Raw genomic sequence first — 25,118 nt, 5'->3', positions numbered from 1 at the left:
GAAGATCGACAACGCCCGTACCGATGAGCGTGCATGAGGCGCACAAAGCGGTGACTCCCATTCCGCTCCGCATGATCGCGCCGTTACGGGCGGCGTCCTTGACGCGCCCGCAGCGCTGGCTTATGTTCGCTGATCGGCTGGCCCGGATGGCTTCGCGCCGGTGTCGCCGGGGAAAGCATGCTGAATCTCCGGAAAGGAGCCACGCTTGTCTGCCACCGCAGAACGCCCGCTCATCGGCATCGAGGCCCAGCGCGTATTCCTCGACCTCCGCGACAGGACCGCCGCCTTCGACCTGGCCGAGGAAGTCCTGCCGCTCACCTACGACTTACATTTCGGCCGGGGCGCCGGGGAACTGATGGCCAAAGGCCTCGCCCGGCTCCGCGAATGCACCACATTCGAAGAAGTGGACGCGGTCTTCGCACAGTCGCGCGACGCATGGGACGCGGCCGGCCACGGCGCGAACCTGACCACCGACAAGGAAGGCGCGTGGCGCCGGATCCAGACCGTCAGCGGCCTGGACACGGCGACCGGACACGTCGTGGACGTCGGCAACCCGAACAACGGATTCGGCGACTGCCTGCTGCGACGGAACCCCGGAGTCCGCCTCGTCACCGGTGTCGACCACCGGAAGGACCCGGCGGTCATGCTGGGCGAGCGGCTGCACTTCGCCCACCAGGAGGACCGGGCCCGCATTCCGCTGGCGGACGGCAGCGCCGACATCGTGGCCTTCCGGGTGGCGCTGCACCACATGACCAAGCGGATTCAGGAAGCACTGCTCGCGGAAGCCGCGCGCGTGCTGCGGCCGGGCGGCGAGATCCTCATCCTGGAGGACTCCTGGGCCGATACCCCGGGATTCACGGACAACTCACTGACCATCAAGTTCCGTGCCCTGGACGAGACCGACAAACTCGCCGCGCTGTCCCTGTTCGACGTGTCGGGCTGCCTGACGAAGCACGAGACGGTGGCATACCCGTTGTCCTACCGGTCGGCGGCCGACTGGGAGAATCTGCTGACCGGGGTCGGCGCGCGTTCGATAGACACCGCGTACTGGGGCTTCTCGGTTTTCACCGTGTACGCCGCACCGCTGGCCGTCATCCGGGCGAAGATGGCCTGACCGCCCCGGACAACGGCGGTGCGGTCCGGTGTTCTCCCGGGCTCCGGCCCGGAATTCGTTCGGCACCGGGTCGTACGCCTGCGCCATGACCGCCACCCGGAAGGAAACCGTACGTGCTCGATACGGAACTGATGACCTATTTACGTGAACGGCTACCCGCCTACATGGTGCCCTCGGCGATAGTCGTGCTGGACGCCCTGCCGCGTACTCCCAACGACAAGGTCGACCTCAACGCGCTGCCGGCGGTGACCGTGCAGCCCGGTATGGACGGCGCACCGCGCGACGACCTGGAACGCGAACTGGCCGACGTCTGGCGGCAGGTACTGGAACTCGATGACGTCGGCATCCACGACGACTTCTTCGACCTGGACGGGAATTCGCTCCAGGTCATCCGGCTGGTCTCGCACATTCAGCGCTCGCACGGCGTCGGAATTCCGGCCGAGGACGTGTTCGAGCACCCGACGGTCGCGACGCTCGCCGCGCGGGTGCGTGCCGAGAGGGACGCGAACGGGGAGCGCCCATGACGCCGAACCAGGAAACGGCGGCCGGGAGCGTCCTCGACCTGGTGGTCGACGTGATCGGCCGGCACCCCGACGTACCCGTGGCGCACGGCGGCGGGAGCCTCACCTTCGCCCAGATCGGCCGGCACGCGGGCCGGCTGGCCCGGACGCTGGCGGACCGCGGGGTCTCGCCGGGCAGCATCGTCGCCATCCACCGGGACCGGTCGGTGGAGTTGCTGATCGCCATGCTGGCGAGCTGGCAGCTCGGTGCCGCTTACGTGCCGGTCGACCCGAACTACCCGCGCCGCCGGGTCGAGTTCGTCCTCCGCGACGCCGGGGCGCAGGTGATCGTCACGGCGCCGGACACGCCGGAGGACACGTTCGACGGGCTCGACGTGCCCGTGGTCGTCTTCGAGGCCGCCGACGACGCCGCGGACGGCCCGCCGCTGACTGCCCGCAGCGAGGGCTTCGGGGAGGACGCGGCGTACGTCCTCTACACCTCCGGCTCCACGGGCGACCCCAAGGGCGCGAGCGTGCCGCACCGCGCGGTGGTGAACCTGCTCCGCTCCATGGCGCGGGAGCCCGGCGTGACCGGCGAGGACGTCGTACTCGCGCTCGCCAGCCCGTCCTTCGACATGTCCGTGCCGGAGCTCCTGCTGCCGCTCACCACCGGCGCACGCCTGGTCATCGCCTCGACCGCGGACGCCCGCGACCCGCAGCGCCTGCTCGCTCTGGTCACGGCGCAGGGCGTCACGGTGATGGCGGCGACGCCGACGTCGTGGAGCGGGTTCCGCGCCGCCGCGCCGGACGGCCTCGGCCTGCGCCTCGCGCTGAGCGCCGGGGAGCCCCTCACCCGGCCGCTGGCGAACGGGCTGTGCCGCTTGGCGGACGAGGTCTGGAACATGTACGGCCTGACGGAGATGGCCGTCTACTCGCTGATCGCCCGGGTGCCCCCGGCAGCGGACGACGTGCCCGTACCCGTCGGCAGCCCCATCGACCACACGACGGCCTGGGTCCTCGGCGACGACCTGCGCGTCCTGCCGGCCGGCGAGGTGGGCGAGCTGTACCTCGGCGGCGCCGGCCTGGCACTGGGGTACCGCGGCCGGCCCGACCTGACCGCCCGGCGATTCGTCTCCGGCCCGCCGGAGACGGGCGGCGAGCGCCTCTACCGCACGGGCGACCTCGTCCGGCTGGGCCCCGACGGGAGCTTCGAGTTCCTCGGCCGGGCCGACACGCAGATCAAGATCCGCGGCCACCGCATCGAGGTCGAGGAGATCGCCGCCGTGCTGCGCCGCCACCCCGGGGTGCGGGACGCGGTGGTCGTGGCGAAGGACGACGGCTCGGGCAACCGCAGGCTGGTGGCCTACGTGGTCCCCGGCAGCGGCAGTTGAGCAGTTGAGCAGTTGAGCAGTTGAGCAGTGGAACGTTACCGACAACCGAGGTGTTCACGATGGCGTCGCACGCCGATCTGACCGACGAGTACAACCGGCGTGCCGGGGCCGACGGCCGGCTGCTCAGATGCGTACGGGACCTCGACCCCGCCGAGCCCGCCGCGTCCTACGCCGACGACGCCATCGCGCGCCCCGTGTTCGCCCGGCTCGACAGCGTGCGGGACCTGACCGCCGACATCAGGGCGACCATCGCGGTCCTGGACGACCTGCCGGGCCGCTGCTTCGGCGGCAGCGTCGAGGAGTACCTGAAGGCACAGGGCTGCGACGACGAGGCGCTGGCCGCGATGCTCGCCGGGATCGTCGGCTCCGGGGCGTCCGCAGGACCGTGGGACTCCGGCGTCAGCATCGACTACGGCCGCGCCGACGTGTTCCGCACGCCGGACGGCTTCCGGGTGCTGGAGCTGAACATGGGCAGCGTGCTCGGGGGCCGGCTGACGACGACGCTGAACAGCGCCCTGCTGCGGACGTCCGCGTTCGGCGGGTTCGCCGAGGAGTTCGGGCTCACCTGGGCCGACCCGATGCAGGGGCTCGCGGACGACCTGCTCGCCGCCGGCCGCACGACGGCCGGGACCGACTCCCCGGTGGTCGCGATCGTCGAGGAGACGGGCTCCGGCCGGACCGCCCGCCGGCTCATGCCCGCGCTCCGCTCCCACGGCGTCGACGCGATCCACGGCGAACTCCCCGACCTCGGCTTCGCCGACGGCAAGGCCACGCTGCGGGGCCGGCCGGTCGACGTGGTGCTGCGCATGTTCTTCGTCCGCCACATCCCGCTGGAACCGCAGGGCATGGCCAAGCTGCGGGCCCTGGTCGAGGCGCACCGGAGCGGCCGCACGGCGCTGTTCACCCCGTTCGACCCGGAGATCCACGACAGCAAGGCCGCGCTCGGCCTGCTCTTCGAGCCCGCGGTACGGGCGAAGCTGTCCAGCACCGAGATCGCCCGCATCGACCGGATCCTGCCGTGGACCCGGCTGCTCGGGCCGGCGTTCCCCACCGTCCCGCAGAACGACCGCGCCGTCCTGCTGAAGGAGTGCCTCTCCCGGCGTACGGAACTCGTGCTCAAGCCCGCCAGCCTGTACGCCAGCCAGGGCGTCGTCATCGGCGACCAGGTCGGCGAGGCCGAGTGGCGGGCCGCGCTGGAATCGCCGCCGCACCCCGACTACGTCGTGCAGGAGCGGGTCCGCCCGCTCCCCGAGACGGTGATCGACCCGGAGACGGGCGAGCCCGACGACTGGACCGTGCTGTGGCAGGTCTTCTTCGGCTCCGCCGGACACAGCGGCTCCTCCGTACGGGGCCGCCCGGTGTCGCAGTCCGGGCCCCTCGGCGGCAACGAGCACACCAGGACCGGCTGTGTCTTCTTCTGCTGACCCGGCCCGCCGCCTGCCGGGAGGCGCCGGATGAACCGGATGAACCGGATGAAGCTGCCCGCCGGCATCTCCCCCGTGATCCTGCTCCGCTCCATGTTCAGCGGCGTCTCCACCGGCCTGTACCTGACCGGCAGCGCGGTGTTCTTCACCGAGTACATCGGCCTCTCGCCGGGGCGCGTCGGCCTGGGGATCTCGATCGCCTGGCTCATCAGCACCGCGACGATGATGCCGTTCGGCATGCTGGCCGACCGCTTCGGCGGCCGCCGCGTCTGGCTGGTCGGCGCGACGGCGAGCGCCCTGGTCTTCCTCCTCTACCCCTTCGCCGGCACGTACTGGCAGTTCCAGCTCGTCGTCATCCTCGAACTGCTGGTCAGCGGGCTCGGCAGCGCCGGTGCCGGCCGCTACTTCGGCGACCTCTTCCCGGAGGGCGGCCGGGCGCGCGGCAGGGCGTACCTGCGCACCACGTCCAACATCGGCATGGCCGTGGGCGCGGCCATCGCCGGCGTGGCCATCTCGCTGGAATCCCGCTCCGGCTACCTGGCGATCGTCCTCGTCGCGGCCGCCGTCACCGCGATCGAGGCGGGCCTCATCGCCTGGGCGGTGCCGCATGTCGACCACCCGCACCGCCCGGCCGAACGGGCGGCCCGCACCAGGCCGGTGGCCATACGCGACCGGTCGTTCGTGGCCCTCGCCGTGCTGAACGGCGTCTACAACCTGCACGGGCCGGTCCTGTCGGTCCTGCTGCCGCTGTGGATCGTGTCGCAGACCGACGGGCCGACGTGGCTGGTTGCCGGCACGATGCTCACGAACATGGGCCTGTGCGTGCTCTTCCAGATCCGGGCCAGCCGCGGCGTGGAGACGCCGGGCAACGGCGCGCGGGCGTGGGCCAGGGCCGGCATCGCCCTGGTCGTCTGCTGCGTCGCCTTCGCCGTGTCCGGCACCACGGAAGGACTGGCCACCGTCGCCGCCCTGGCCGTGGGCATCGTCGCCCTCACCGCCGGCGAACTCCTGACGTCCGCGGGGACCTGGGCCATCCGCTACGGCCTGGCGCCGGAGAGCCGGCGCGGGGAGTACGTCGCGGTGTTCGGCCTCGGCGGGCAGCTGAGCTGGATCGCCGGCCCGGCCGCGCTCTCGTTCCTGGTGGTGGCCGGCGGGCCGCCCGGCTGGCTCGTGCTGGCGGGCGTGTTCGCCGCCGCGGCCGCGGTCACCGGCCCGATGGTCGCCTGGGCGTCGCGTACGGACCGGGAGGAGGAGAAGCAGCCCGAGCCGTCCGCTCACCCCGCCTGACCCGCTTGCACGCCCGCTTCCCGGCCGCGGAACGCGGCCGGCGGCGGGCGGCGCCGCGGGATTCCCCCTCCCGCCGTTCACCTGACAGGAAGTCGTGTTGAGCAAGACACCGGATCTCGGCCCCGTGCCCCGGCGCATCACCGTCGAGACGGAGCAGGTGCGTTCCCTCATCGGCCAGCAGTTGCCCCAGTGGGCCGGGCTCCCGGTCCGCCCCGTCGCCAAGGGCGGCTGGGACAACCGGACCTTCCACCTCGGCGCCGACATGCTGGTGCGCCTGCCCAGCGCGGCCGAGTACGCGCAGGCGGTCGACAAGGAGCACCGGTGGCTGCCGGAGTTCGCCCCCCGGCTCCCGCTGCCGATCCCCGTGCCGCTGGCGAAGGGCGGGCCCGGCGCGGGCTACCCGTACGCGTGGTCGGTCTACCGGTGGCTCGACGGCGATACGGCCCGCGTGGACCGCATCGCCGACCCCGTCCGGTTCGCGGGCGACGTGGCCGGGTTCCTGGCCGCGCTGCGGGACGTCGACCCCGCCGACGGGCCCCGGCCGGGAGTCCACAACTGGTATCGCGGCGGCACGCTGCGGACGTACGACGGGCTGGCCCGCGGCGCGCTCGCCGACCTGGAGGGCCGCATCGACACCGGCCTGGCGCGGGAGATCTGGATGTGCGCCCTCGACGCGCGCTGGGACGGTACGGAGAGCTGGTTCCACGGCGACGTCGCCGAGGGCAACCTCCTCCTCGACGGCGGGCAGTTGGCGGCGGTCATCGACTTCGGCACCTGCGGCGTGGGCGATCCGTCCTGCGACCTGGCCGTCGCGTGGACCCTGCTGACCGCCGAGGGCCGGCAGGTGTTCCGGGAGCGGCTGTCGGTGGGCGCGGCGGACTGGGCGCGGGGGCGGGGCTGGGCGCTCTGGAAGACGCTCTCCACCTACGCCTCCGCCTGCGCCGACGGCGACGAGGCGGAGGCCGCCGACTCCCGGCGCGTACTCGGTGAGATCTTCTCCGACTACGCCACCGGCGACGGCCCGGGCGCGGCGGCAGGCGACCGCTAGGACCCGTTCCGGAGAGGCCGCCTCACCGCGGACCGAGGGGTTCAGCCGGGGCTCACTGCGGGTTCACCGAGAGCCGCGCTGCGCCTCGACGATGAGCCGGCCCGCGTCGTCGGCGGGGCCCCGGCGCTGGATCCAGGCGGCCGCGGAGGGGAACTGCACCGCCAGGGCGCAGAGCAGCCGGAGCCTGGCCGGCGCGATGTTCACCTCCGCCCGGTTGCGTTCGACGGCCCGGAGCACCGCGGCCGCCACCTGGTCCGGGCTGACCGTGCGCGTGCCCCGGGGCACGGGTGCCCCGGTCCTGGCGAACATGCCCGCTTCCCGGACGAGGCCGGGCTGCACCAGGGAGACCCCGACGCCCGCCTCGCGCAGGTCCAGCCGCAGCGCGTGGGAGAAGCCGCGCAGCCCGAACTTGGCGGCGGTGTACAGCGACGAGTACGGGATGGCGGCCTTCCCCGACATGGACCCGACGAACGCGAGGTGCCCCCGCCCCGCCTCGGCCATCCGCGGGGCGAGCAGCCGGGCCAGCAGGACCGCCGAGCCCAGGTTGACCGCCAGGGCCCGGTCGATCTGCTCGGGGGTGTACTCCAGCAGGTCGCCGCTGGCCGGCAGCGCCGCGTTCGCCACCAGGATCCCGGCGCCGGCGCAGCGCTCCGCGAGCCGGGCCACGTCGTCCTGGTCGGCCAGGTCGGCGGGGACCGGCCGGGCGCCGAGCCGGTCCGCGAGGTCCCGTAGCGCATCGGTGTCGCGGCCGGAGACGATCAGGTCGGCGCGTGCCGCGGCCAGGCGCTCGGCGAGCACCCTGCCGACGCCTCCGGTCGCACCGGTGAGCAGGACGGTCTCTCCGGCGATCTTCATCCTGCGGCTCCTGGGACTCCTGGGACTTTTACGGGCCGGGCGGGCGGTCACCAGCGGTGGTGCACCAGGTCGCGGATCCTGCGGTCGTACAGCTCGCGCAGCCGCTCCTCCACCGTCGCGGGCAGCGGCGCCATCGACCCGACGGCCGCGTTGTCGCGCGCCTGCCCGACCGAGGTGGCGCCCGGGATCACCGTGGTCACGCCGTCCTGCTGGACGACCCAGCGCAGGGCGAACTGGGCGGCCGTCATGTCCTCGGGCACCAGGGCGGCGAACTCGGCCGCGGCTGCGAGGCCGGCCTCGTAGTCGACGCCGGAGAAGGTCTCGCCGACGTCGAACTGCTCGCCGTGCCGGTTGTACGTGCGGTGGTCGTCCTCGGCGAAGACCGTGTCCGGCTTGAACTTCGCGGACAGCAGCCCGGACGCCAGCGGCACCCGCGCGACGATGCCCACGCCCGCGGCCTTCGCGGCGGGCAGGACCTCCTCCAGCGGCTTGCGCCGGAACACGTTCAGGATGATCTGCACGGACGCGACGCCCGGCCGGGCGAGGGCGGCCATGGCCTGGGCGCAGGTCTCGACGCTCACGCCGTACGCCCGCATCCGGCCCTCCTCGACCAGCGTCTCGAGCGCGTCGAAGACCGCGTCGGACGTGAACACGTCGTCCGGCGGGGTGTGCAGCTGCACCAGGTCGAGCGTGTCCATCCCGAGGTTCGCCCGCGACCGGTCCGACCACTCCCGGAAGTTGTCGAGGGTGAAGGAGGCGAGCTCCTGCGGGCCGCGGCGCCCGAACTTGGTCGCCACCGTGGGGCGTTCGCCCGACGAGGTACGGAAGTCCTTCAGGAACCGCCCGATCAGCCGTTCGCTGCGGCCGTCGCCGTAGACGTCGGCGGTGTCGACGAAGTCGACGCCGGACGCGACGGCCGCGTCCAGGATGCCGCGGACGTCGCGTTCGCCGACGTGGCTCCAGCCGTCGCCGAACTGCCAGGTGCCGAGGCCGACGACGGAGAGCTTCCGGTCCGCCCTGGGCAGAAGTCGTGTTCTCATGCGAGCACTCCCGGTCTGGTGGGTCGATGGGTGGGGGCGGGCCGCGCCGGAGCGGATCCGGTCACCGGGCACCGGCGGGGAACACGTCGTCGAGGAGGGCGTTGGAGAACTTGCCGCCCGGGTCGAACGTGGCCCGCAGCTCCTGGAAGTCGGCCGCACGGCGGTAGTGCGACCGGATCCCGGGGCCCGTCATCGCCGTCAGCTTCGCCCAGTGCGGGCGCGCGCCGAGGGGCGCCAGCCGCTCCTCCACGGCGGCGATCACCGGCAGCACCCGCGCGGTGTCCCGGATCCAGGTGAAGTGGAACGTCACCGAGTCCCGTTCGTACGCGGGGCTCAGCCACAGGTCGTCGTGGTGCACGGTCCTGACCTCGCCGACCTGGAGGACCGGCCCGAGCGTGCCGCCGAGCCCGCGGAGCGCGGCGAACGCGGCCGGTGCGGCGGCGCGCGGCAGGAAGTACTCGGACTGGAGCTCGTCCCCGGCGGGCCCGGTGGCGCCCGCGCGGAAGTGCGGCAGCCGCTCGTGCCACGGGCCGGGCTCGCCCAGTTGGGGCGTGCACGACGCCGGGTCGGCGCCGGGCACCGGGTGCAGCGGGCCCGGGGCCGGCACGCCGAAGTCCGGCTCGGGCGCGGGCCGGTCGGTGCGCCGCTTGAGCCAGACGACCGCGTCGTCGGTCCACATGGTGAACATGCTGACGCTGTAGGCGGCGCCGAACACGTCGTCGAACCGGTCCTGCACCTCCGCGACCGGCACCGCCGTGCGCAGCGACTGGGCGACCTCGAAGGACGGCTCGATCTCCAGGGTCATCCGGGTGACGATGCCGAGCGCCCCGAGGGAGACCACCGCCCCGGCGAAGACGCCGGGGTCGGTCTCGCGGCGCAGCTCGACCGACTCGCCCTGTGCGCCGACCAGTTGCAGCCCGCAGACCGCCGCCGCCAGCCCGCGCCGGCCGTCGCCGGATCCGTGGGTGCCGGTCGCGCAGGCCCCGGCCGCGGTGAGGTCCGGGAGCGACGGCAGGTTCGCCAGCGCGTGGCCGGCGCGGTGCAGGTGCGCCGCCACGTCGGCGTAGCGGAGACCGGCGCTCACCGTGACGGTGCGCGCCGCCGTGTCGATCTCGACCACCGGCGGCAGCCCGTCGAGGACGACCGCGGTGCCGCCCCGGGAGAGGACGCCGCTGAACGAGTGGCCGGAGCCGACGGCGCGGACCCGTGCGCTGTCCGCGACGATGCGGCGGAGTTCGTCCGTGGACCGGGGCCGTGCCGGCGGGTCCGCCCCGAGGTCGACGTTGCCTGCCCAGTTCCTCACGGCGCGCTCACCGGCCCGGAGCCGTCGCGGTCGAGCATGTCGTCCACGCGGACGAACTCGTACCCGCGTTCCGTCAGGCCCTCGATGATCGGCGGGAGCGACGCCACGGTGGGTGCGCGGTCGCCGCCGCCGTCGTGCAGCAGCACGACGGAGCCGGGCCGGGCGGCGGCCAGGACGTCGCGGGCGATGTCACCGGACTCGCGCAAGGCCCAGTCGTCGGGCGCGACGTCCCACAGCACCGAGACGACGTCGGACTCGGCGAGCGAGGCCAGGACCGCCGGGGTCCGCGCCCCGTACGGCGGCCGGAACAGCCGTGGCGGGCCGCCCCCGCCCGCCTCGGCTATCGCCTCGGCGGTGCGGTCGATCTGCTCGGCCGCCTGCGGACGCGACAACTCGGGCAGGAACGGGTGCGACCAGGTGTGGTTGCCGATGGCGTGGCCCTGTTCGCGCATGCGCGCCAGTATGTCGGCACGGCCGCCCACGTGGATCCCGCAGCAGAAGAACGTGGCGGGGACGCCGTAGCGTTCGAGGATGTCGAGGACCTGCCCGGTGTACGGCGGCTGGGGGCCGTCGTCGAAGGTCAGCGCGATCCGGCGGCGGTCGCGGCCGGCGTGGCTGAAGAGGCGGCCTTCCCCGGCGAGCTCCCGGTCGGCCGGGGCCGACTCCGCGATCCACGCGGCCAGTTCGTCCTCGCGGCCGGTCTGGGTGCCCCGGTGGCGCTCCAGCCGGACCAGCCCCCGCGCGCCGCGCAGGCCCGCGCGCGCCAGTTCCTCCGCGGCGACCGAGCCGAACAGGGGCCGGTCCGGAAGCAGCGCCGGGTCGGCGCGGTGGACCGCCAGGCCCGCCGCCATCAGCCGGCCGTCCAAGGTGCCGTTGGTGCTCTCCACCACCACGGTGGTCCGGTCACCGAGCCCCCGCAGCCGGGCGACCAGTTCATCCACGCGGTGCGAGGCGTAGCCGGCGGGTTCCGGGACGTCCCGGCCGTCCGGGCCGGCCAGCGCGAGCCGGTAGCCGCCGGCCTGCCATGCGATCCCCGCGTACAGCATGCGACCCCTCCCTCACTCGGGCTTCACGTACTCGCCGAAGTGCTCGTCGGCGAAGAGGTCCGGCCAGTCGGGCCCGGCGAGCCCGAGCCGCCGCGCCCGGCTCAGCGTCTCCCGCCAGTACGGCTTCGCGGGCGCCCACACCGCCCCGACCTGGCAGTAGGAGGCGTCGACGAAGTAGCGGGGGCGGCCCGTGCGCCGGGGCTTCGCCCGGCGGGCGTGGAAGAGCGCGGAGTGCACCAGCACGGTCGACCCGGGCGGCAGTTCCTCGATGAACACCTCGCCGGGGACCACCTCGGTGCCCAGGTGGGCGCGCGCGGTCTTCTCGGCCGGCTCCCGGTGCGACCCGGGGAGCACGACGAGGCCGGCCATCTTCGGATCGATGCCGTCGAGGTAGTGCAGCGCGTGGACCATGTCGTGAGTACGGGACGACTGGGGCACCAGTTCGTAGTCGTGGTGCCACGGCTTGCCGGGGAGGTCCGGCGCGTGCCGGTCGCTGTGCATGTGGTGGAAGACGAAACGCGGTCCGAGTAACTGCCCGACCGCCCGCAGCAGCGGACGGTGGGTGAGGAGTTCCCCGTGCGCGGGCAGGTCGAATTCCAGGACTTTCGGCACTCCGTTTGTCTCCGGATCCACCGCAGACGCAATGGACAGAGCCCGCAGACCGGTGTCGATCCAGCGGTCCGCTTCCGGCTTCAGCCGGGTTACCAGCTCGGCGGGGAGGAACCCCGGCAGCACGAGAAAACCGGACCGGGCGAACTGCTCGATCTGCTCGTCATTCAGTCCCGGCGGCTGTGAGGTGGCTGAGAGCGTCCTCGCGCGCATAAGAAAAGGCTCCATTCCTGTCGGCTCGGCGATCCGCGCCGACGGGACGGCAACTGCATACCGTGGTCCCCGCCGGCGGGTGCTTTGTTGCGTACCTGACATCGAAGTCCGGAAGCCGACACCTTACCCCCGCTGACCACCACTGTCCGGCGGTCCGGCCCACCCGTCCGGGGCACCCGGTTCACCGCGGACAGTCCGGTCCGGGCCCCGGCGAGCGCATCCCCAGCGAACCTCGTGCGCATTATGCCGAAGTCGATTCGGACGGGGTCCGTCGCACCCGGAAAAAGAAGCAGCGGCTTCCGCTGAACCTCGGTCAGCCCGGGCTTCCGGACGAAACGGAGGAGCCGGTTCTGAGCAGCGTCGGTGATCGTGTGGAGGGTGGTTTCGTAAGCCCCGCGTTCGCACGTCCTGTCGAACCCGCCTTCGCCACTCGACTCCGGCCTCCGGCGGTCGCCCCGTTCACTCGTCGCTCAGGCTCACTGCAGTCAGTCACACTGCTCATCAACTCTCCCGGCAAGAAGGCGAGTTCCACGGTTAACGGTAATCGAGGGGCGGGGTGGTGTCAGCGGGTCGCGCGACACGGGTTCTGTTGCGAGGAGGCGGCGCGGCGTCGGCCGAAGTGGCGCCCGGAGCGCATAACAAGATCTTGCCAGGGCGCCCCTGCCGGGCACGGCCGGTTCGGGGAGCGGCCGTGGACGGTGGACGGCGAAAAGTGCGGCTGCCCCCGCCGATCGGCGGGGGCAGCCGTGGGGTGTGCGCGGTGGGTGGAGCTACCGCAGGGTGATGGCCCTGGTCGAGGTCTGCTCGACCCGGTTGCCGTCGTCGTCCCAGGCCTCTGCCCGGAGGCTGACGGCACCGGAGGTCTCGGCCAGGGCCGGATAGGCGAGGGTGACGGAGTAGACGCCTTCGCCGCGCTTGCGGACGGTGGCGTTCTCCCAGTCGGCCCCGTCGTCCGTGGAATAGGCGAGTTTCAGCCCGGCGATCTCCGGCATCCCCTCGGTGGATTCGGGATGTCCCACGTCCACCGTGAAGGTGTGCTTGCGGCCCGCGGGGACGGTGCTGTCCAGGGACAGGCTGCCGGACAGGTCGTAGCCGACGAACACCAGCGGCTGCGGGTTGCACGGGTCGGTGTTGCCGAGTTGCACGAGGAAGCACATGTCGTTGGGGCCTGTGGTGTCCTCGTCACGGACGCGGGAGCGGAACGTCCACTCGTTGGCCGTTCCCCCGCCGCTCTGACTGATCCGGTAGGTGCCCTCCTCCTTCGGCATCCGGAACGCCGGGACGGGCAGCGGGGTCTTGACCCGCTCCAGCTCCACGCCGTCGCGGGTCACCGTGACGTTGGTGTTGGCGACCGTGGGCCCGCTCTCCGTGCCGTCCCCGATCACCTGGTCGTAGGTGGGCAGGAGCAGATCGCCCTGGACGCAGAACGAGCAGCCCAGCTTCCAGTCGACGCCGGGGACGTTGCCGCCCCGTACCCACCCGGGCGTCAGCGGGGTGGAGAGCCAGTCGAACGTGGTGCGCAGCGGCCGGTCCACGACCGTGGAGACCGAGCGGTCGGCGGTGGGCTGCACGGTCTGGACGTGGACGTTGCGCAGCGCGTCGGGGTAGAAGCCGCCCACGTACACCGGGCGCTCGCTACCGGACCGGAACGCCGAGCCGACCGCGAACGAGACCTTCTCCAACGGCTTGTGGCTGTGCCACGCCTCGGTGGTGTACCGGCTGTCGTTCGCCTGGCGGAAACGGGACTTGACGGTGGCGAGCTGGTTGTTCTTGTAGGTGTAGGTGAGGCTCGCCGGGATCTGCCCTTCCTCGTACCGCAGCAGGCTGTACGTGTAGTCGATGCCGGGGTTGCTGTCGATCTCGACGGTGACCGGTCCGCTCTCCATCTGGGTGCGGATCTTCTGTCCCTCGTCGGGCAGGATCTGGCCGACGGGCAGCGGGACCCGCTCGTTCTCGCGGCCGCCGGTGGGCACCGAGCACCCCTGGTGCACGTACTTGGCGTAGAGGAGCACGCCGACGGCGCCGGCGTCCTTCAGCTGCTGGAGCCGGTCGTTGAACAGGATGCAGCCCCAGTTGGCCCCGTCCTCCTGATCGGGGGTCATCATCAGCAGGGCGACCTTGCCCTTGAGGTCCGCCCCCGCGATGTCCTCGGCGGTGGCCAGGCCCGCGTCGGCCACCTGCCTGCGGTAGCGGCCCTCCGGGAACGGTGTGAACTCGCCCCGCGGGGAGGAGAACTCCCCGTCCGACTTCCCGTAGGTGTACACGTCCAGGGGTGTCCTGGTGGGAGAGGTGACGCCGATGTCGAGCTGGGAGTTGGCCAGTGTCGTCCTCGTGGAGAACAGGAACTCGCCCTTGGTCACCTTCCTGGTGGGCGTGAAGTACCGCTCGCCCTGGAACAAGCCGAACGACCCGGACAGGATCGGCGTCCCGTCCCACGCTGTCCGCACACTCTGGACCGCGATGCCCTCCCACTTCTGACTGCTCGGGCGAGGTGTGCGGTACTGCAGCCGCACCGCGTCGCGGGCGTCCAGGGTGATCTCGGCCCCGTCCTCGCCGACGGCCACTTCGGGCTCGTACAGCCGCGTGACGGTTCCCGGGCCGCCGTCCTCGGTGTTGGCGAGAAGGGAGCCTTCGACACTCCAGGTACCGGGCTGGACCAGGAACTGCGCGTGGCCCTCACCGTAGCTGTTCGCCCCCTGGCTGTAGACCTCGGGCACGTCCACGGCCGAGGCGCCGACCGAGAGCATCTCCGGGTCGGCGGGGTCGCCCTTGCGGTCGATCACCTTGACGTCGAGGCGGACCTTCTTCGGCTGGCGCTGCAGGTTGACCGGCGTGGCCACGCGGTTGCCGCTGTCGTCGGCGGCGACGACGCTCCCGTAGTAAGAGCCCTCCTCCAGACCGCCGGGGTCGACGGTGACGGTGGCGTCGGCGGTGGCGTGCGCCGGGACGGTCACGGTGCCGGCGCCGGTGGTCAGCCGCCCCTCGGCGCTGAAGTCGCCGGTGAGGGTGAGGGTGACGTCGGTGTCGCCGTCGTTGGCGTACGTGATCGTACGGTCCACCGGGTCGTTCTCGCTGAACTCCACGGTGCCGTAGTCCACCGCGCCGGTCGTCGCCGTCACCTGCTGGCCGGTCGCCCGCGCCACGTCCAGCCGGCCGGCGCCCTGCTCCGCGGGGCTGTGGCCAGCGTCCCGGGACGTGGACATCAGGGCGGTCTTGAGCCGGGACCAGGACCAGTCCGGGTGCTGCTGCGCGAGGACCGCCGCGGCGCCCGCGACGTGCGGGGTGGCCATCGAGGTGCCGTTGGCGGCGGTGTAGTCGTCGTCCACGGGCGTGCCCATGGACGTACCCGAGGCGCGGGCGGCGGCGATGCCCGCGCCGGGCGCCGCGATGTCCGGCTTCAGGGCGCCGTCGCCGAACCGCGGGCCGCGGCTGGAGAAGTCCGGCAGGGCGTCGGACTTGTCGGTGGCGGCGACGGTCAGCGCGGCGTCGGCGGTGCCGGGGGCGCTCACCGTCTCCCTGCCGGGGCCGTCGTTGCCGGCGGCGATCACGAACAGGGAGTCCGTGGAGCTGGTCAGCTCGTTGACCGACCGCGACAGCGGGTCGCTGCCGTCGGTGGCGGAGCTGCCCAGGCTCATCGACACGATCTTCGCGTCGACCTCCTTGGTGGCCCACTCCATACCGGCGACGATCTGCGAGGTGCTGCCCGACCCGGCGTTGCTGAGCACCTTGCCGACGGCAAGCTCCGCCCCCGGGGCGACACCCTTGTACGAGCCGTCCGAAGCCGCGCCGGAACCGGCGATGGTGGAGGCGACGTGGGTGCCGTGGCCGTGCTTGTCCACGACCTCCTCGCCCTGGACGAAGCTCTTGCTGGCGGCGATCCTCCCCGCCAGGTCCGGGTGGGTGGCGTCCACGCCGGTGTCCAGGACGGCGACGGTGACGCCGGTGCCGTCCAGGCCCTTCCGCCACGCCTCGGGAGCGCCGATCAGCGGCACGCTCTCGTCCAGTACGGCCTCGACCTTGTCGTCGAGCCACACCTTCGCCACGCCCCCGGCGAGCGTCTTCGGCGCCTTCGCCGAGGCGCCCGCGCCGCCCGGCCCGGGCAGCTTGCCGCGCAGCGCCTCCCAGAACCGCTCGGCGCCGCCCTTGTCCACCTTCACAGCCGCGCCGTGCAGCGAGTCCAGCGACAACGGCGCACCGGCCGCAGGCAGTTCGCGCGCGGTGCGGGCCACGGACCCCTGCGGCGCGTCCCCCCGGTAGCTGAGGACCAGCGGCAGCCTGCCGGTCCGCGCGTCGGCGAACCCGTTCTTCGCCAGGTGGGCGACGTCGAACAGCTTGCGTTCCAGGATTCCGGCGCGTACAGCGGCCTGTGCGTCGTCGGGGATGACGAACGTGCCTTCCGGCCCGGAGTACGTCTCGAACGTCGGGATGTGCCCGTCCGGCCGCCGCTGCGGGTCCGCGGTGACCGAGAAGCGCCCGGAACCGTCCCGGGCGACCTGCACGGTGTCCCCGGTGATCAGGGTGACCGACCACGAACGGGCCCCGGGGCCCGATACGGGTACCACCTCGCCGCCGGGGGCGACGGCGGTCCTGCTCCCGGGTTCGGCGGCGGCCTGCGATGCCATCGGCGTCAGCGTCCCGGCGGCCAGCGCGGTCACCGCGACGCCGATGACCAGGCGCCGCCGGGACCGCGCCCGGCGGGGCACGGGCGATCTACTTGTGGACATGCGACGTTCCTGCCTTCCTCGGCACGGGGAAAGGGGATGCGTGCGGCCGGTCAGGCGTCCACCCAGCCCTCGTCCCCGGACTCCCCCTCGTGCTCGGACTCCCCCTCGGCGGAGGCGGAGCGTTTCGGCGCCGCGTCGGACCACGCGGACACGCCGAACAGGGGGGAGCTGTCGGGGAGCGGTGACGCCGGCTCGTCCGCGGCGGACGCGGCCTCACCGTCGTCGGGGCTGACGGGATGTGTCTGATCGGGCATGTCAGCCAGGGTCGCCGGGCGGCGCGGCGTCTCCCACCGTAGAACTACGGGTTCTGACCTCGGTGCGACCGGAGGTGGTTGGCCAGTTCGACGCGTGAACGCAGGTTGAGCTTCCGCAGGATCGTGCTGACGTGGCTCTCCACGGTACGTACCGAGACGAACAGCGTCTCGCTGACCTCCTTGCTGGTCAGCCCGCTGGTGACGAGTTCGGCCACCTGCATCTCGCGGGGCGAGAGGTGCAGTCCGTAGCCGCGCCGGCCGCCGCGGTGCCGGGCGGGCGCACGCCGGCCGGCGCGGTCCAGGTCCCAGGCGGCGCCGAGTTCGCGGTAGCCGTCGACCGCGGTGCGCAGCGCCTCGGCGGCGGCGGCCGGCTCACCGGCCCTGGCGAGGCTGACCGCGGCCTGCTCGCTCGCCTGGGCCCGCTCGTACGGGCACGGGATACGGGCGTACGCCTCCGCAGCGGCGGCGAAGTGCCGGGCCGCGGCGCCGTGGTCGCCGTCCGCGGCGGCGAGGAAGCCGCGGGTGTGGGCGAACGCGGCGGGCGCGAACGGGAGGTCCAGGCCGTCGGCCGCGGTGCTGTACCGGGCCGGCAACTCGCGGGCCTCCGCGGTTCGTCCGGCGGCCAGCAGCGCCTCGGCCAACGGCGGCAGCACCCGTACCGCGACCGGCCAGAACGCCTTCAGCTCCCAGATCCGCAGCGCCGCACGGGCCGCGTCCACCGCGGCGTCCACGCCTCCTTCGGCGTCCTGGCCGGCAGCGGCCAGCCGCAGCGAGGCCGCCACCGGGAGCAGCAGCACGTCGACGGCCGCGGACTCCAGTGCCTCCTCCCGGGCGGCGGCGAGCCGGGCACCGATGCCGTCCAGTTCCCCCCGGGCCAGCGCCAGCCCGGCCGCGACGCACTCGGCGGTGAGCCCGCCCTTGGGCCGGTCCCGAAGCCTGGTGTGCAGGTCCGCGGCCCGTTCGTCCAGGCCGGCCCAGTGGCCGAGGTCGTAGTCGAGCACGAGGCGCACCAGGTCGTCGAGGAGGCGGAGGCGGTGACCGCCGCGGCTCTCGGCGGCGGCGCCGAGCAGCCGCTGTACGGTGCCGAACTGCCCGGCCTGGCAGGCGCCGTCGGCGATCGAGACGTACGCGTTGACCTCCCTGGGGTGCTCGGGGATGCCGCCGGTCAGCTCCAGCACCCGGTCGGTCAGCGCGGCCCACCGCGGGTCGCCCTGCATCACCCGGATCATGGTTATCTTGCCGAGCGCGAAGGCGGCCCAGGCCCGCTCCCCGATCCGCGGGACGAGGGCCAGCGCCCGGTCGGTCCAGGCCACGTGCTCGGCCGCGGTCGCCTCGGCGCCGTACGGCAGCCCCAGCATGATCATGGCCCAGGCGGCCAGCACCGGGTGCTCGTCCAGGTCCTCCAGCGCCGCGGCCGCCGCGCCGCGCATCACGGAAGCCTCGGACCCGGCCTGCTCGTGCAGCAGCACGGTGAAGAACCGCAGCTGGCCGCGGACCGCCCGCGGCTGCTCCGCGGCGAGGGCCTGCTCGAACAGGTCGAGCACGTCCGCGTAGCGGCGCGCCTCGATCGCCGTGCGGCCCAGTTTGACGGTGAGTTCGCCGCGCCGGGCCGGCGCGAGCGGGGCGGTGCGCAGCACGTCCTCCAGCAGCCGGGCCGCCTCGGTGTCGTCGGCGAGCGCCGCCGCCTGCTCGGCGGCGGCCTCGGCCGCGTCCACCCAGGCGTCGTACCGGCGGGCCTGGCGCAGGTGGTGGGCGACCTGCCCGAGCGGGACGGGGGTGCGGGAGCGCACGGCGGCGGCGGCCCGGCGGTGCAGGTCCTGGCGGCGGGGCAGCAGGATCGACTCGTAGACGGCCTGCGCGGCCAGGGCGTGCCGGAAGCCGACGGTGCCGTCCTGCTCCTGGAGCAGCCCGGCGGCCAGCCCCTCGGTCAGTCCTTCCAGGGTGTCCGCCGCGGGCACCTGGCTGGTGGCGGCGAGCACCTCCACCGGCACCGGCTCGACCAGCACCGCCGCCGCCCCGACCACCGCCTGCCCGGCCGCGGAGAGGCGCAGCACCCGGCCCAGCACGGAGTTGCGCACACCGACCGGGATGTCGAGGTCGTCGATGGCCCGCCGGGACCAGCTTCCGCCACGCAGCACCAGGCTGCCGCGCTCCCGCAGCAGGGCCAGCAACTCCTGGATGGCGAACGGGATCCCCGAGGCCCGCTCGCAGAGGTGCACGGCGAACTCCTCGGAGACGTGCGCGTCGGTCCGCAGGATCGCGGACGCCAGCAGCCGGGTCTGCGCCGCGTCCAGGGGGCGCAGCGCCAGGTGGGTGTGTCCGACGCCGATCCGCGGCCGGGCGGTGACCTGCCGCAGCGCGGCGCCGGTCTCCTCACCGCGGTAGGTCAGGACCACGGTCAGCGCGGGCGGCGGATCGTCCAGCAGATAGCCGAGGAAGTCCACCGTCTGCTCGTCCGCCCAGTGCGCGTCCTCGATCACCAGCACGGCGCGGCCGACCTCGGCCAGCAGGCTGACCAGGCCGCGGAACACCCGGTGCCGCTCGGCGGCGTGGTCGTGCAGCGGGGCGGGCGCCTCCGGCAGCCGCTCGGCCAGCTCGGGCAGCAGCGGCCGCAACGCCCCCGTCACCGCGGACAGCCGCCGCCCCGCGGCCACGTCCCCGACCCTGCGCACCGCATCCAGCACGGGCCCCAGCGGAAACGGCTCCCGGATCTGCCGGCAGCCCCCGACCAGCACCCGCACCCCGGCCAGTTCCCCGTGCCCGGCCATCTCACCGACCAGCCGTGTCTTCCCGATCCCGGCCTCCCCCTCGACCACGACCACGCCGGGCGCCCGGCCGACGGCCCGTACGAGCCGGCGCAGCTCGTCGTCCCGCCCGACCAGGGCGGACGCCTCGGGCGCGGGATCAGCCTGCTCTTGCGGCACCGACGGTCACCAGCCCTTGGATCCACGCGGAGCCGCCGGAGGGCTTCGCGGCGCCGCGGTGCGGAAGAGAACCCAGGAAGTATCGCCAGAACGGGATCGCTGAAACAGCCCCTGATCATGGCGGAGTTGCGTCACGCCCCGGTATGGCACGCGGCGGCCGACCCGTTGAGCCGTCACACCGCAGACGGGTGCACGGGGGACGCGCTCAAGGTCGCCGACCCGGGCTCGTAGCCCTCCGCACCCGCGCCCGCCGGGCCGTCACGCGACGGGGTGCTGTCTCGTCTCCCTGGAGAGAAGCAGTATGGGGCGGACCGAGAAAGGTGAGCGGGTGGAACATCCGGCGGACCGGGAAGTGGGAGTGGCCCGGTCCACGGCGGCGACGGCTGGTATCGGACGGCGGAACGGGAGTGGGACCATGCGTGAGATTGTGATCGTCGGCGGCGGTTACGCGGGCTTCTACACGGCCTGGCGGCTGCAGAAGAAGCTGCGCAAGGGCGAGGCGCGCGTCACGATCGTGGACCCCCGCCCGTACATGACCTACCAGCCGTTCCTGCCCGAGGTGACCGCCGGATCGATCGAGGCGCGGCACGCCGCCGTCTCGCTGCGGCGGCATCTGCGCCGCACCCGGGTGATCGCGGGGACGGTGACCGAGATCCACCACGCGAAGCGCACGGTCACCGTCCGGCCCGAGCACAGCGAGGACTACCCGCTGTCCTACGACATCCTGGTGGTCACCGCGGGCGCCGTGACCCGCACCTTCCCCATCCCCGGCGTCGCCGAACACGCAATCGGCCTGAAGCACGTGGAAGAGGCCGTCGCCATCCGCGACCGGCTGTTCACCGCGTTCGACCAGGCGGCCTCCCTGCCTCCGGGCCCCCGGCGCCGCGCCCTGCTCACCTTCACGTTCGTCGGCGGCGGATTCTCGGGCGTCGAAGGCTTCGGCGAACTCCTCTCGCTGTCCAGGGCCGCGCTCAGGTCCTACCCCGAGCTGAGCGCCGACGACCTGTCCTTCCACCTCGTCGAGGCCCGCGGGCGCATCCTGCCCGAGGTGACGGACAAGCCGGGCGCGTGGGTGGTGCGCTCCCTGGAGAAGCGCGGCGCCCGCGTCCACCTCAACGCCCAGATCGAGTCCGCCAAGGACGGCCACATCGTCCTGTCCGACGGCGAGGAGTTCGACTCGGCACTGATCGTCTGGACCGCCGGCAACGCCTCCAACCCGGTCGTCCACAACCACACCGACCTGCCCCTCGACGACCGCGGCCTCCTCCTGACCCGCGCCGACCTCCGCGTAGGCACCGGCGGCGAACCCCTCGCGGACGTCTGGGCAGCCGGCGACGACGCCGCCATCCCGGACCTGGCCTCCCACGTCCCCGGAGCCCTGACGATGCCCAACGCGCAACACGCCGTCCGGCAGGGCAAACGCCTCGCCAAGAACATCGTCGCCAGCCTCCGCGGCCGCAGGATCCGCCCCTACCGCCACGACAGCCTCGGGGTGGTCGCCACCCTGGGCATGGGCCGCGGCATCTTCCAGTACAAGCGCCTCGTGATCAAGGGACTGCCGGCCTGGCTGATGCACCGCGGCTACCACGTCCTGGCCGTACCCACCTGGGAACGCAAGATCCGCGTCCTGGCCGTCTGGTCGACCGCGGCACTCTTCGGCCGGGACATCGTCTCGCTCCAGTCGGTCCAACACCCCCGCAAAGCCTTCACCAACGCCTCCAAGCCGGACCAGGCCGCCTGAACGAGCCGCGGCCGCCGCCGGCCGGGGCGCTGCCATACTTCTCCCCACCATCCAGGCGTGAAGTCGGGCAGGTGTCGGTGCATGCGGAGAACCGCGGCGAGACTGGCGCACCGTCACGTGCGGCGGCTCTCCCGCCGGTCGGCCGACCGCCTCATGGCCATTGCCGCCGAGACAGGGCTCGCCCACCAAGGCAAGCGCACGTGGCTCGCGGAACGGAACGAGTATGAGCGCTGCTACCTGATCCCGGTGCCCGCCGCCCCCCTGAGGTCCGCGGACGTACGCTGCCTCGTGGCGCTGCTCGACGACAGGAACCGGGCGGTCTGGATGTCCCTGGACGTCAGCCCCTGGCGAGTCCTCGGGCTGCCGAAACTCAGAGGGCGCGAGTTGACGGACGTCGTGGGCAGCCTCGCCGCCGCCAGTCCGGTGATTCGGTGGGACGGCACGCTGAGCCCGGGAGCCTCGGAACTCGAGTGAGGCTCGCCGGGGCCCACACGGCGTCAGGTCGTGAGCGGCACCGCGTGGATCTCGTCCGCCGGGTGGCCGGCGCGCTCGTGAACGCGCATCACCGCCTCCGCCGACGGCGCCTCCGACAGGCAGTAGACCTCGCCGGACTGAGGGTCTGCCCAGGCTTGCTTGAAGCGCACACCCTCCTCGGTCTCGATGGCGCGGTCCGCGCGGTGCGCTTCCTGCAGTTGCTCGTCCGTGATCCCCTGCATCCCGTGGTGAACGTCCATGAACTCGGCCATGATCATGCACCTCCTGATCGCCGGTACCTCCATACTGCACCCGGCACCGGAAGCGCACCTGCTGAGCGACCACGCGTCATCGATCAGTCGCCCAAGGTGGTGGAAACCGCGCTTGGAGGAGTCCCGGGACGCCCCGCACCATGCGCGCTTTCGGGTCATGTGACAGGCCGTGTTCGCCCGCCGACCGGCGAGGCGGAGATCACCCCGGTCCACACTTCGCGACAATGACCCGGAAGACATCCGAGTCCAGGCGAAAGGTACAGACGCGGCATGGGCGACGGCCGGCTCAACCTCGCCATGGTCGACACCGCGCGGGTACCCCCGCTGCTGGCCCTGGCAGCCCTGGTGGTCACCTTCCTCGTCACGCGCAGCATCACCCGCATGATCCGCGCCGGCCGGGGACCGTTCCGGAACGTCAACCCCGGCGGGATGCACATCCACCACGTGGTGCCGGGGGTCGTTCTCATGGTGATCGGGGGCTTCGGCGCGATCTTCGTGGAGGGAGGCGTGGTCGCCGAGTCCGTGGTCGCCGTCGTGTTCGGCATGGGCACGGGTCTGGTGCTCGACGAGTTCGCCCTGATCCTCCACCTGCACGACGTCTACTGGAGCGAGCAGGGCCGCACCTCGGTCGAGGTCACCGTGCTGACGTCCGTGGTCGTCGGCATGATGCTGATCGGCTCGTCCCCCTTCGACGTGGACGACCAGGGAGGGCTGCAGGAGCAGGGGGCGCTCCTGTGGGCGCTCAACCTCATCCTCGGCACCCTCATCGCCGTGGTCTCCTTCGCCAAGGGCAAGTTCCGCATGGGCGTGCTCGGCGTGGTGATCCCCTTCATCGGCGCGGTCGGCGCGATCCGCCTGGCCCGTCCCAAATCGCCCTGGGCCCACCGCTTCTACACCCACCGACCGCACAAACTCGCCCGCGCCACCCGCCGCGCGGCCCGTCACGACGCCCACTGGAGCGGCCTGCGCACCCGCTTCCAGAACGCCATCGCAGGCGCCCCCAACAAGCCCGAGCAGCAGGACCGCGACGGGGACGACCCGCCACCGCCGCCCGAGTAGTCCGGGGGACCGGGCAGGTCCGCCGGAGCCGGCTTCCGACCTCGAACTTCTCGCGAAGTCGCAGGTGCCTGGGTATGGTGCGGCAATGCGGTCACTTGACTACGCGGCGGTGTTGCCGTTACTGAGTAACGTCGAAGTCGTTGCCTCCACCGTCGTCGCCGTCTGCACCGCGATCACAGGAGCCATCGCCCTCACACGCGCCATCCGTTCCAACCAGCGGACGGTGCGGGCGAAGAACCTCAAGATCGGCTGGCAGGTCGATTCGGGCCCCGACTCGACAGGCGCCCTCGTCCTCAACGAGTCCACGGCCACGTTCCAGAAGTTGGTCGTCACTGTCACCTGTGGCGCACACCTGCGTACGGCCCGCAAGGACATCGCCGTCCTCAAGGCGGGCGACGCGCATCTGTGGCAGAGCGACGACGTCCACCGGTCGGTGAGGGCCAGGCCGTCTCCCGCGGATGCCTCGACCAGGCACCACGGCACACCGCACGATGTGCAGATCACCTTCCGGGACGGCAAGGGCTACTGGTCTCTCCACGAAGAGCGGCTCGACCGGGTGCGTTCGCTGGTGGTCTGGGCGGAGCGGACCCGGGCTCGCACTCTGGCGAAATACTTCGGGTCTTCCAGTGCTTTCCGCAGAAAGTACGCGGTCTCCGTCAGGGTGGAGTCGTTCGACCGCACCGAGGCGCTGGAAGAAGCGCTCACCGCACTCGTCGCGACCGGCCGCCCACCACGCGGCTACCACGTTCCGGATGTGGTGGCCGGGCCGCATGACTGGATCGGGCGCGTCGTGCAGGAAGGCTCGGTGCTGGAGCCGCCGTTCAGCCCTGCGGGGCTGGCTCGGATCTCCCCTGTCGCCGTGGAAGCGCTCACCAGCCAGGACCAGCTCTACGCGATACCGTACGTCTTCGACAGCGTGGCTCTGATCCGCAACAACGCGCTTGCGGGCAGCGGTCCGATGCCGACGACGTTCGCCGAGGCCGTCCGCGCCGGTGACGCAGCCGTCGAAGCCAAAGGGATCGAGGACGGCACCGGGGTCGCGCTCCAGGTCGGCTCCCCTGATCCGGCGGGGAATGCCGGCGACCCGTACCACATGTGGCCACTGTTCTCCAGCTGCGGCGGGACGTTCTTCGGCCTGCGCGGGACTCCCTCCGCAACGGGCGGCGCCGACAGGTTCGAGGACATCTCAGCGTGGCGCGAGAACTTCGTGAACGCGTTCGACCGGCTGAGCGGGCTCGGCACCGGCCCGGGCGGCAGCGGCGCGCTGAACCCGGACATCGGCCGCGCGGAAGCATTGCCGCTCTTCTTGGAGGGCCGCGCCCCGTTTCTGGTCTGCTCCTCACGGGCCCTCGCCTCGATCAAGGAGCAGCGCATGGACGTGAGCGTCGCCGCGGTACCTCCGCTGGGTGACGGGCAAGCCGTGTCGATGGTCTCGGTGTACGGCTTCTACATCTACCGGGGGGCACCGAACGTTCCCGCGGCACGCGACCTGGTGACCTCCTATCTGTCCCAACCGGACGCGGGTGAAGACCTCAACAGACTTCAGCAACTGGTACCCGTGCAGGAGGAGGCGATGGGCACCGTCGCCGCCCGGGACGCGGTCCTGCGTCCGTACATCGGTCAGTGCGGCGACGGCCAAGTGATGCCGTCGTGGCCGGAGATGCGTGCAGCGTGGCAGCTCCTCGGGCATACCGAGTACAAGGTGCTGGCCGGCGAGGGCGACCCGCGCGCCGTGGCCGGGGAAGCCGCCGAGGCCGGATGGGAGCTGCTCCGGGAGGCACGCGGCCCTCGGCCGACCTGATGGTTCGGGTGCGCGGCACCCGGAGCCTCCGGGGTCTCC

At 72.7% G+C, this 25,118-nt stretch carries 19 protein-coding genes; 10 read left to right on the top strand and 9 right to left on the bottom strand.

Going from position 1 to position 25,118, the window contains the following annotated elements; translation table 11 throughout:
- Positions 1-205 precede the first annotated feature (205 nt).
- From LG396_RS15685 to LG396_RS15660, 6 genes are all read left to right on the top strand, one after another.
- Positions 206-1,114, top strand: coding sequence for a class I SAM-dependent methyltransferase (locus LG396_RS15685; RefSeq protein WP_225795229.1), 909 nt, complete (start codon positions 206-208; stop codon positions 1,112-1,114).
- Between the two features lie 113 nt (positions 1,115-1,227).
- A complete protein-coding gene (locus tag LG396_RS15680; protein ID WP_225795228.1) occupies positions 1,228-1,638 on the top strand; it encodes a phosphopantetheine-binding protein in 411 nt (136 codons plus the stop codon).
- Positions 1,635-3,005, top strand: coding sequence for an amino acid adenylation domain-containing protein (locus LG396_RS15675; protein ID WP_225795227.1), 1,371 nt, complete (start codon positions 1,635-1,637; stop codon positions 3,003-3,005). Before LG396_RS15680 ends, LG396_RS15675 begins: the two co-directional genes overlap by 4 nt.
- A 59-nt stretch (positions 3,006-3,064) precedes the next feature.
- A complete protein-coding gene (locus tag LG396_RS15670; protein ID WP_225795226.1) occupies positions 3,065-4,429 on the top strand; it encodes a hypothetical protein in 1,365 nt (454 codons plus the stop codon).
- A 30-nt stretch (positions 4,430-4,459) separates the two neighbouring features.
- Positions 4,460-5,716: an MFS transporter gene (locus LG396_RS15665; RefSeq protein WP_225795225.1), complete on the top strand. Its 1,257-nt coding sequence runs from the start codon at positions 4,460-4,462 to the stop codon at positions 5,714-5,716.
- Positions 5,717-5,813: 97 nt separating this feature from the next.
- A complete protein-coding gene (locus LG396_RS15660; protein ID WP_225795224.1) occupies positions 5,814-6,764 on the top strand; it encodes an aminoglycoside phosphotransferase family protein in 951 nt (316 codons plus the stop codon).
- A gap of 63 nt (positions 6,765-6,827) precedes the next feature.
- Here LG396_RS15660 and LG396_RS15655 read toward each other — a convergent pair whose 3' ends face one another.
- The 8 genes from LG396_RS15655 to LG396_RS15620 form a co-directional block, all read right to left on the bottom strand.
- Entirely contained in the window at positions 6,828-7,619 is a 792-nt protein-coding gene (locus LG396_RS15655) for an SDR family NAD(P)-dependent oxidoreductase (protein WP_225795223.1), read from the bottom strand.
- 47 nt (positions 7,620-7,666) lie between these two features.
- Positions 7,667-8,659, bottom strand: a complete 993-nt coding sequence (locus LG396_RS15650; RefSeq protein WP_225795222.1) for an aldo/keto reductase — start codon at positions 8,657-8,659, stop codon at positions 7,667-7,669.
- Between the two features lie 61 nt (positions 8,660-8,720).
- Positions 8,721-9,962 carry an FAD-binding protein gene (locus LG396_RS15645; protein WP_225795221.1) on the bottom strand — a complete coding sequence of 414 codons (1,242 nt, stop codon included), beginning with the start codon at positions 9,960-9,962 and terminating at the stop codon, positions 8,721-8,723.
- Positions 9,959-11,008, bottom strand: coding sequence for a polysaccharide deacetylase family protein (locus tag LG396_RS15640; RefSeq protein WP_225795220.1), 1,050 nt, complete (start codon positions 11,006-11,008; stop codon positions 9,959-9,961). Before LG396_RS15640 ends, LG396_RS15645 begins: the two co-directional genes overlap by 4 nt.
- Before the next feature lie 12 nt (positions 11,009-11,020).
- Complete coding sequence (locus LG396_RS15635; RefSeq protein WP_225795219.1) at positions 11,021-11,830, bottom strand: phytanoyl-CoA dioxygenase family protein; 810 nt, start codon at positions 11,828-11,830, stop codon at positions 11,021-11,023.
- 770 nt (positions 11,831-12,600) lie between these two features.
- Positions 12,601-16,554: a S8 family peptidase gene (locus tag LG396_RS15630; protein ID WP_225795218.1), complete on the bottom strand. Its 3,954-nt coding sequence runs from the start codon at positions 16,552-16,554 to the stop codon at positions 12,601-12,603.
- Positions 16,555-16,604: 50 nt separating this feature from the next.
- Positions 16,605-16,808: a hypothetical protein gene (locus tag LG396_RS15625; RefSeq protein ID WP_225795217.1), complete on the bottom strand. Its 204-nt coding sequence runs from the start codon at positions 16,806-16,808 to the stop codon at positions 16,605-16,607.
- A gap of 44 nt (positions 16,809-16,852) precedes the next feature.
- The gene (locus tag LG396_RS15620) at positions 16,853-19,732 is read right to left on the bottom strand and encodes a helix-turn-helix transcriptional regulator (protein WP_225795216.1); all 2,880 of its coding nucleotides are present in this window, start codon (positions 19,730-19,732) and stop codon (positions 16,853-16,855) included.
- A gap of 415 nt (positions 19,733-20,147) precedes the next feature.
- Between LG396_RS15620 and LG396_RS15615 the strand changes: the two genes are divergently transcribed.
- Together LG396_RS15615 and LG396_RS15610 are read left to right on the top strand one after the other, a co-directional pair.
- Positions 20,148-21,473 carry an NAD(P)/FAD-dependent oxidoreductase gene (locus LG396_RS15615; protein ID WP_225795215.1) on the top strand — a complete coding sequence of 442 codons (1,326 nt, stop codon included), beginning with the start codon at positions 20,148-20,150 and terminating at the stop codon, positions 21,471-21,473.
- An 81-nt stretch (positions 21,474-21,554) separates the two neighbouring features.
- Positions 21,555-21,947 carry a hypothetical protein gene (locus LG396_RS15610; RefSeq protein ID WP_225795214.1) on the top strand — a complete coding sequence of 131 codons (393 nt, stop codon included), beginning with the start codon at positions 21,555-21,557 and terminating at the stop codon, positions 21,945-21,947.
- 23 nt (positions 21,948-21,970) lie between these two features.
- Here LG396_RS15610 and LG396_RS15605 read toward each other — a convergent pair whose 3' ends face one another.
- Positions 21,971-22,219: an SCO4226 family nickel-binding protein gene (locus LG396_RS15605; RefSeq protein ID WP_026276933.1), complete on the bottom strand. Its 249-nt coding sequence runs from the start codon at positions 22,217-22,219 to the stop codon at positions 21,971-21,973.
- Positions 22,220-22,489: 270 nt separating this feature from the next.
- Here LG396_RS15605 and LG396_RS15600 point away from each other — a divergent pair, with 270 nt between their 5' ends.
- Both LG396_RS15600 and LG396_RS15595 read left to right on the top strand, forming a co-directional pair.
- The gene (locus tag LG396_RS15600; RefSeq protein ID WP_225795213.1) at positions 22,490-23,278 is read left to right on the top strand and encodes a hypothetical protein; all 789 of its coding nucleotides are present in this window, start codon (positions 22,490-22,492) and stop codon (positions 23,276-23,278) included.
- An 85-nt stretch (positions 23,279-23,363) separates the two neighbouring features.
- Positions 23,364-25,079, top strand: coding sequence for a sugar ABC transporter substrate-binding protein (locus LG396_RS15595; RefSeq protein ID WP_225795212.1), 1,716 nt, complete (start codon positions 23,364-23,366; stop codon positions 25,077-25,079).
- Positions 25,080-25,118: the final 39 nt, after the last annotated feature.

This window comes from Streptomyces aculeolatus (assembly GCF_020400605.1).
Classification (GTDB): Bacteria; Actinomycetota; Actinomycetes; order Streptomycetales; family Streptomycetaceae; genus Streptomyces; species Streptomyces aculeolatus.
This window is presented reverse-complemented; position numbering and strand designations above follow the sequence as displayed.

Excerpts from the sequence above, each read along its gene's own strand:
- LG396_RS15615 (WP_225795215.1), top strand. The coding sequence starts at position 20,148 with ATGCGTGAGATTGTGATCGTCGGCGGCGGTTACGCGGGCTTCTACACG.
- LG396_RS15625 (WP_225795217.1), bottom strand. The coding sequence starts at position 16,808 with ATGCCCGATCAGACACATCCCGTCAGCCCCGACGACGGTGAGGCCGCG.
- LG396_RS15655 (WP_225795223.1), bottom strand. The coding sequence starts at position 7,619 with ATGAAGATCGCCGGAGAGACCGTCCTGCTCACCGGTGCGACCGGAGGC.
- LG396_RS15670 (WP_225795226.1), top strand. The coding sequence starts at position 3,065 with ATGGCGTCGCACGCCGATCTGACCGACGAGTACAACCGGCGTGCCGGG.
- LG396_RS15630 (WP_225795218.1), bottom strand. The coding sequence starts at position 16,554 with ATGTCCACAAGTAGATCGCCCGTGCCCCGCCGGGCGCGGTCCCGGCGG.
- LG396_RS15650 (WP_225795222.1), bottom strand. The coding sequence starts at position 8,659 with ATGAGAACACGACTTCTGCCCAGGGCGGACCGGAAGCTCTCCGTCGTC.
- LG396_RS15610 (WP_225795214.1), top strand. The coding sequence starts at position 21,555 with ATGCGGAGAACCGCGGCGAGACTGGCGCACCGTCACGTGCGGCGGCTC.
- LG396_RS15640 (WP_225795220.1), bottom strand. The coding sequence starts at position 11,008 with ATGCTGTACGCGGGGATCGCATGGCAGGCCGGCGGCTACCGGCTCGCG.
- LG396_RS15665 (WP_225795225.1), top strand. The coding sequence starts at position 4,460 with ATGAACCGGATGAACCGGATGAAGCTGCCCGCCGGCATCTCCCCCGTG.
- LG396_RS15675 (WP_225795227.1), top strand. The coding sequence starts at position 1,635 with ATGACGCCGAACCAGGAAACGGCGGCCGGGAGCGTCCTCGACCTGGTG.
- LG396_RS15595 (WP_225795212.1), top strand. The coding sequence starts at position 23,364 with ATGCGGTCACTTGACTACGCGGCGGTGTTGCCGTTACTGAGTAACGTC.
- LG396_RS15600 (WP_225795213.1), top strand. The coding sequence starts at position 22,490 with ATGGGCGACGGCCGGCTCAACCTCGCCATGGTCGACACCGCGCGGGTA.
- LG396_RS15605 (WP_026276933.1), bottom strand. The coding sequence starts at position 22,219 with ATGGCCGAGTTCATGGACGTTCACCACGGGATGCAGGGGATCACGGAC.
- LG396_RS15635 (WP_225795219.1), bottom strand. The coding sequence starts at position 11,830 with ATGCGCGCGAGGACGCTCTCAGCCACCTCACAGCCGCCGGGACTGAAT.